This window comes from Achromobacter sp. 2789STDY5608615, from assembly GCF_001298995.1.
Lineage (GTDB): Bacteria > Pseudomonadota > Gammaproteobacteria > Burkholderiales > Burkholderiaceae_B > Achromobacter > Achromobacter insuavis.
In genome coordinates, this window is the sequence record NZ_CYTY01000046.1 from 24785 (window position 1) to 30677 (window position 5893).

A 5893-nucleotide genomic window follows, 5' to 3' on the forward strand; every position below is an offset into this window, starting at 1 on the left:
GCACCCTGCCCCGCCCCGGCGCGGCCCTGCCCTGGGCCAATCCCGACATGCTGCGCAGCGCCGCCTGGCTCGACCTGACGGCCGGCCCCGTGGTGCTGTCCACGCCTGACAGCCACGGCCGCCTGTACACCCTGACGCTGCTGGACATGTGGAACGACGCCTTCGCCACGCTCGGCAAGCGCAGCACCGGCACGGCGCGCGGCAACACCGCGATCGTGCCGCCGGGCTGGAGCGGCACGCTGCCCTCCGGCATGCCGCGCATCGACGCGCCCACCGCCTACGTCTGGGCCCGCGCCCTGATCCAGACCGACGGCGCGGCCGAGTACGCGGCGGTCAACGCGCTGCAGGACGGCTTCACGCTGACGCCGCTGGCGCAGTGGAACCTGCCGCCGCAATCGCAGCGGATCAAGGCCGACCCGTCCCTGGATCTGAAGATCCCGGTGCGCGAGCAGGTCGACGCCATGCCGACCGAGGCCTTTTTCGTGCGCGCCGCCGAGCTGCTGCGCCGCAATCCGCCGCACGCCACCGACCAGCCGGTGCTGGCCAAGCTGCGCCGGGTCGGGCTGATCCCCGGCCGGCCGTTCGATTTCGACAAGCTCGACAACCCGGTCAAGCAGGGCCTGCGCCGCGGCCTGCGCGAGGCGCGCGAGCGCATGGAAGCCGCCGCCGGCGCCACCCTCAAGAGCATCAACGGCTGGCAGCTGGAGACGGCCAGCCTCGGCGTCTACGGCAACGCCTACCTGCGCCGCGCGCTGGCCGCCCAGGCGCAGCCTGGCTCGGGCCTGCCCGAGGACCTGACCGCGTTGCTGCTGGCGGCCGACAGCCTGGGCCGGCCGCTGGATGGCGCGCACCGCTACGTGCTGCATTTCGACAGCGGCCAGTTGCCGCCGGCCGGCGCGCTATGGTCGCTGGCGGCCTATGACGGCCAGGGCCTGCCCATGGCCAATCCGGTGGACCGCTACGCGCTGGGCGACCGCGATCCGCTGCAATACAACGCCGACGGCTCGCTCGATCTGGTGATCAGCCACGCCGCCCCCGAGCCGGGCGCCCAGGCCAACTGGCTGCCGCTGGCGGCCAGCGGCCCGGTCTACGTGCTGCTGCGTGCCTACGGCCCCGGCCCGGCGCTGCTGGACGGGTTGTGGACGCCGCCGCCCGCGGTGCGCGACGAACCGGCGCCTGAACCCGAGGCGCAGCCCGAGCCGGCGTCCGCCGCCGCGGCGCCCGTCGTCACGCCCCCGGCGTCCGCGCCCGCGAAGAAACCCTGACAAACCTGGCGGCAGACGGCGATATGACAGGGTTTCGCCACTACCATAGGCGTTTTGACGCCGAGTAGAACGCCCGCCATGGACGACGCCTTTAGCCACCAACTGTCGATGACCATCCTGATGACGCCCGATATGGCGAACTTCTCAGGCAATGTGCACGGCGGAACCATCCTCAAATACCTGGACCAGGTCGCCTACGCCTGTGCCAGCCGCTACGCCGGCCAGTACGTGGTGACCCTGTCGGTCGACCAGGTCGTGTTCCGCGAGCCGATCCACGTCGGCGAGCTGGTGACCTTCCTGGCGGCGGTGAACTACACCGGCCGCACCTCGATGGAAATCGGCATCAAGGTGGTCACCGAGGACATCCGCAAGAAACTGGTGCGCCACACCAACAGCTGTTACTTCACGATGGTGGCGGTGGACGACAACGGCGCCCCCACCGCGGTGCCGCCGCTGGCGCCGCGCAACCTCGAGGAAAAGCAGCGCTTCGAGGCCGCCCGCCTGCGCCGCGAGCTGCGCCAGGAAATGGAACGGCGCCACGACGAGATCAAGCGCGAAACCACCAATGAAGGGTGAGCCCCCCACGCCGCGCGCGCTTCGCGCGCCAGCTGCCCCCCCCCGAGGGGGCTGCCCGCCCTTGGGGCGGCCCGGCGGGCGGTAGGAAAGGCCCCCACGCCGCGCACGCTTCGCGCGCTAGCTGCCCCCCGAGGGGGCTGCCCGCCCTTGGGGCGGCCCGGCGGGCGGGCGGCTATTCTTGCGACGAGCTGCGTCCAGGTCACAGGTGACCGGACATGAAAAAACCGGGCCTTGAGGCCCGGTTTTTTTGCGACGGCGCGACGCGGCGCGTTACGCGCCTTCGGCCGCGCCTGGCGGACGGGACGGCGGCGCGGCCACGGGCGGCTCGCGGTCGCGGCCGACCATGCGCTTGAGGCCCAGCCACTGCTGCGACCAGAAGCCCCGGCCGTAGTCGCGGCCGCCCAGCTCCGGCTGCTGGTCATGGATGCCGGTGGGGCCGTAGCCGACGCCGAAGCGCGCCGAGCGGAACAGCACGTCCCAGATCGGGAACAGCGCGGCGAAGTTGTAGCCGCCGGCCGGCCCCGGCGTCGACGCGTCGTAGGCGATGGAATGGTGATGGCGGTGGAAACGCGGGCTGACCAGCAGGCGCTCGCCGATGGCGCCGAAGTGCATGCGCAGGTTGGCGTGCGAGAAGCTCTGCGCCAGCTGGGTGATGGCCACGATCGCCACGAACTGCGCGGGCGGCACGCCCACCAGCTGCGACACGAACACCACGACGACGTCGCGCAGCATGTCGTCCAGCAGGTGGTTGCGGTCGTCGCTCCACATGGTCATCTGGCGCTGGCTGTGGTGCACCGCGTGCAGCGCCCAGAGCCAGGCGAAGCGGTGCTGGGCGCGGTGGTACAGGTAGTCCACCAGGTCGAACAGCAACAGGTAGATGATCAGGCTGACCCAGGCCTGGTCGGTCACGCCGGGCCAGTACTGGTCGAGCTGGAACGGCGCGAAGCCCCAGATGTGCAGCTGCCCGAAGATGCTGTCCCAGAACGGATCGATGGTGAAGAACAGCGCCAGGCGGAACACGCCCAGGCGGTGGATCAGCGTGTAGAGCACGTCGATGCCGATCTGGCGGCGGTCGGTGACCGGCTCGACCGGGCGCAGGCGCTGCAGCGGGCCGAACACCAGCAGCAGCACGGCCACCTGCAGCAGGCCGACCAGCAGCCACATGGTGGCGTCGTAGCCGTCCTCGATGAAATTGCTCAGGCCCAGGTGGAACAGCGCCGGCTGCACCAGGGTTTCGAACAGCCATTGCTGGCAGTTCCCGAACCATTGACTAAGCGTATCCATGATCAGTGATGCGTAGCGATCCAGTCGCGGTAAGCGGGATGCGTATCCAAAGTGGCAAAACAAAAGCCCTTGCGCTGCAGGCCTTCAATCAGCGGCTCCAGCACGGCGGGGGCCCAGGGGTCCTGGCGCGACCAGATGCCCAGGTGCGCCAGCAGGATGTCGCCGGGCTTGATGGTGCGCAGCGCCTGGTCCAGCAGCTTGGCGTTGGGGTACTTGTCGCTGGGCAGTTCGTCGCCCAGGAAGCCGGCCGGCGCCCAGCCCACGTGCTCGAAGCCGCAGGCCTTGGCGGCGCGCAGCAGGGCCGGCGAGGTCTTGCCGCCCGGCGCGCGGTACAGCGGCAGCATCTGCTTGCCGGTCATCTGCGTGAAGCGGGCGGCGGAGCGCTTGATCTCGGCGCAGTACTGCTCGGCGGTCCAGGTCTCGCGCTTGCCCGTGCCGGGGCCGGCGCTGGGCTTGACGCGGAACTTGCCGTCCGGCAGGTCGCCCTGCCAGTAGACGTGGTCGTAGGTGTGCGAGCCGAACGCGTGGCCCTCGGCGGCGCGCGCCTTCCACCACGGCGCCCACTGGTCGTCCAGGCTGCTGCCGTCGGTGAGGGTGCGCTCGTTGGCCAGGAAGAACGTGACCTTGACGTGGTGGCGCGCCAGCACGTCGGCGATCAGCGGCGCCACGCCCATGTGGCCGGTGTCGAAGGTCAGGTAGACCGGCTTGTCACAGGTGGCCGGGGCCGCCGTGGCGGCCTGCGCCGCCAGCGCCAGGCAGACGGCGGCGGCCAGTTGCCGTTTAGCGGGTCGGCGCATGGTTCAGCGTCCAGACGCCGTGCGGCGACTTGCCGACGGTCACCTGCTTGACGACCTTCTTCTGCTCCAGGTCCACCACGGTGAGCTTGCGGGCCCAGCGCGACGTGACCAGCAGGGTCTTGCCGTCGGCCAGCACATCCATGCAGTCGGGGCCGCCCGGCACCGGGAAGGTGTCGACCACGGCCAGCGTCTGCAGGTCGATGCGGCTGATGGAGTTGGCGGTGCGGTTGCTGACGAACAGGTGGCGCTGGTCGCCCTGGGCGCGGAAGGCGTGCGCGCCGGCGGCGGTCTTGATGCGCGAGATCAGCTTGGCCGGGCCCTTGCTGACGTCATAGGCCTCGACGTAGGAATCGCCGGTCAGCGCCACCAGCAGCGTCTTCTGGTCGGGCGTGAGGAACACGTCGGCCGGGGTCTTGCCGACCGAGACGGTCCACTTGGGGGTCTGCGTGGCCAGGTCGATGGCGATGAGCTGGTCGCTGTCCTGCAGGGTGACGTACGCCGTGGTGCTCTTGGCGTCGATCATGATGTGGCTGGGCGTCTTGCCGGCCGGGATGCGCTTGACCAGCTTCAGGTCGAAGCCCTTGTCCAGCGGCTTCCAGGCGTAGATGTCGATGTGGTCCAGGCGGTTGGCGGCCGTGACGAACCACTTCATGTCCGGCGAGAACTGCAGCTGGTAGGGGTCGACGATGCCGGTCAGGGTGCGCTGCACCTCGCCGGTCTTGGGGTCCATCAGCGTGATCGAGTCGCCGGTGGCGTTGGCCACCATCAGCGACTTCTTGTCAGGCGTGAGGTACAGGTGGTGCGGTTCCTTGCCCGTCGGGACGCGCCGCAGTTCCGTGTAGGTGGCGGGATCGACGATGCTGACGTTCGCGTCCAGGGAGTTCAGGACGAAGATCGGGGCCGACGCCGCGGCGGCGCTGAGCGCCATCCCTGCGCCAAAAATGGCGCAGCGGACAAAATGCAAGGGATTCAATTTCCAGGTCCGACAAAAGGGGATCGGGCACCGATCCCAGTGCCCGCCATTTTGGCATAGCCAACTGTCAAAAAACCGTAAGCCGGCGCCCGCCGGGCAAACCGCGGCGCGGTTTGCGGCACCGCTACAACGCTTGCCCGGGGCCACTGCAACAAACGTAAAAAATCATTTAGCGCCAACGGGTTGCGGCGTAATGCTGCTCCAGGTTCCGAACGAGACATCGGTGCCCTGCAGCGCGGGCGCGCGGCGTCCGGTGGCCGGCCCCAGGTCGGCCTCGCGCACCCCGCCGCCGGCGTCGATGACGAAGCTGCCGATGCCGGTCTCGCCGTAGCGCGCCGGCCAGGCCAGGATCCAGTAGCCATCGCCGCCGCCGCGCGCGGGCAGCACCTTGTAACGGTAGCCGTAATAGGCATCCGCCACCGGCACGTCCGGCCCCATCGCCAAGGCGTCGGGACCGAACGCCTGGGGTGGATAACCGGGCAGGTCGGGCCAGTACAGGCCATCGGTGGCGCCGGGCTGGCTCACCAGCCGGTCGGCGTAGCGGCCCTGGCCGATGCCGTCGCGGTAACGGGCCTGCGCCGCCTGCAGCGCCTGCAGGGTGTCGATGGCGGTCAGTTCATTGCGCCCGATGGTGCGGCGCCGGATTTCCGCCTTGCCCGCGACGGGGTCGAAACGCCAGCCTTGCGCCACGCGCACGATCGGCACCGCCAGCGTCCAGCCGGAATCGCCCACCCCCAGCCAGGCGCGCCGGTCGCCATCGGCGACCACCTCGTGCTTGCGCGCCCAGGCGGCCAGGAACCGGTAGATCTCGTCCTGCCCCACCCCGCCCGGCACGAGCTGGCGGTAGTCCGGCCCCAGCACCCGGGCCACGGCCTCGCGGTCACTGGTGGCCAGGGCCGCCAGCGCCAGCAGCGCAGCGGCGCCGGCCAGGCGCAGGCCGCGGCCGGCGTTACGGGCACACGCATTCATGATGGAGACTCCGCTGTTCATGGTGCCTA

General features: G+C 70.2%; 6 protein-coding genes. 2 read left to right on the forward strand and 4 right to left on the reverse strand.

Annotation, left to right across the window (positions count from 1 at the left end):
- Both AOZ49_RS27150 and AOZ49_RS27155 read left to right on the forward strand, forming a co-directional pair.
- The coding region (locus AOZ49_RS27150; RefSeq protein ID WP_054478852.1) for a DUF1254 domain-containing protein at positions 1 to 1265 on the forward strand (1265 nt) is incomplete at its 5' end.
- Between the two features lie 78 nt (positions 1266 to 1343).
- On the forward strand, positions 1344 to 1841 hold the full coding sequence (locus AOZ49_RS27155; protein ID WP_006392482.1) for an acyl-CoA thioesterase: 498 nt from the start codon (positions 1344 to 1346) through the stop codon (positions 1839 to 1841).
- A gap of 270 nt (positions 1842 to 2111) precedes the next feature.
- Here AOZ49_RS27155 and AOZ49_RS27160 read toward each other — a convergent pair whose 3' ends face one another.
- The 4 genes from AOZ49_RS27160 to AOZ49_RS27175 form a co-directional block, all read right to left on the reverse strand.
- A complete protein-coding gene (locus AOZ49_RS27160) occupies positions 2112 to 3125 on the reverse strand; it encodes a sterol desaturase family protein (RefSeq protein WP_054435010.1) in 1014 nt (337 codons plus the stop codon).
- A 2-nt stretch (positions 3126 to 3127) separates the two neighbouring features.
- Positions 3128 to 3922, reverse strand: coding sequence for a polysaccharide deacetylase family protein (locus AOZ49_RS27165; RefSeq protein ID WP_054478853.1), 795 nt, complete (start codon positions 3920 to 3922; stop codon positions 3128 to 3130).
- Complete coding sequence (locus AOZ49_RS27170; protein ID WP_054435004.1) at positions 3906 to 4850, reverse strand: YVTN family beta-propeller repeat protein; 945 nt, start codon at positions 4848 to 4850, stop codon at positions 3906 to 3908. The genes AOZ49_RS27165 and AOZ49_RS27170 overlap by 17 nt, the downstream gene beginning before the upstream one ends.
- Positions 4851 to 5060: 210 nt before the next feature.
- A partial coding sequence (locus tag AOZ49_RS27175) for a DUF2950 family protein (RefSeq protein WP_369815880.1) occupies positions 5061 to 5893 on the reverse strand: 833 nt, incomplete at its 5' end.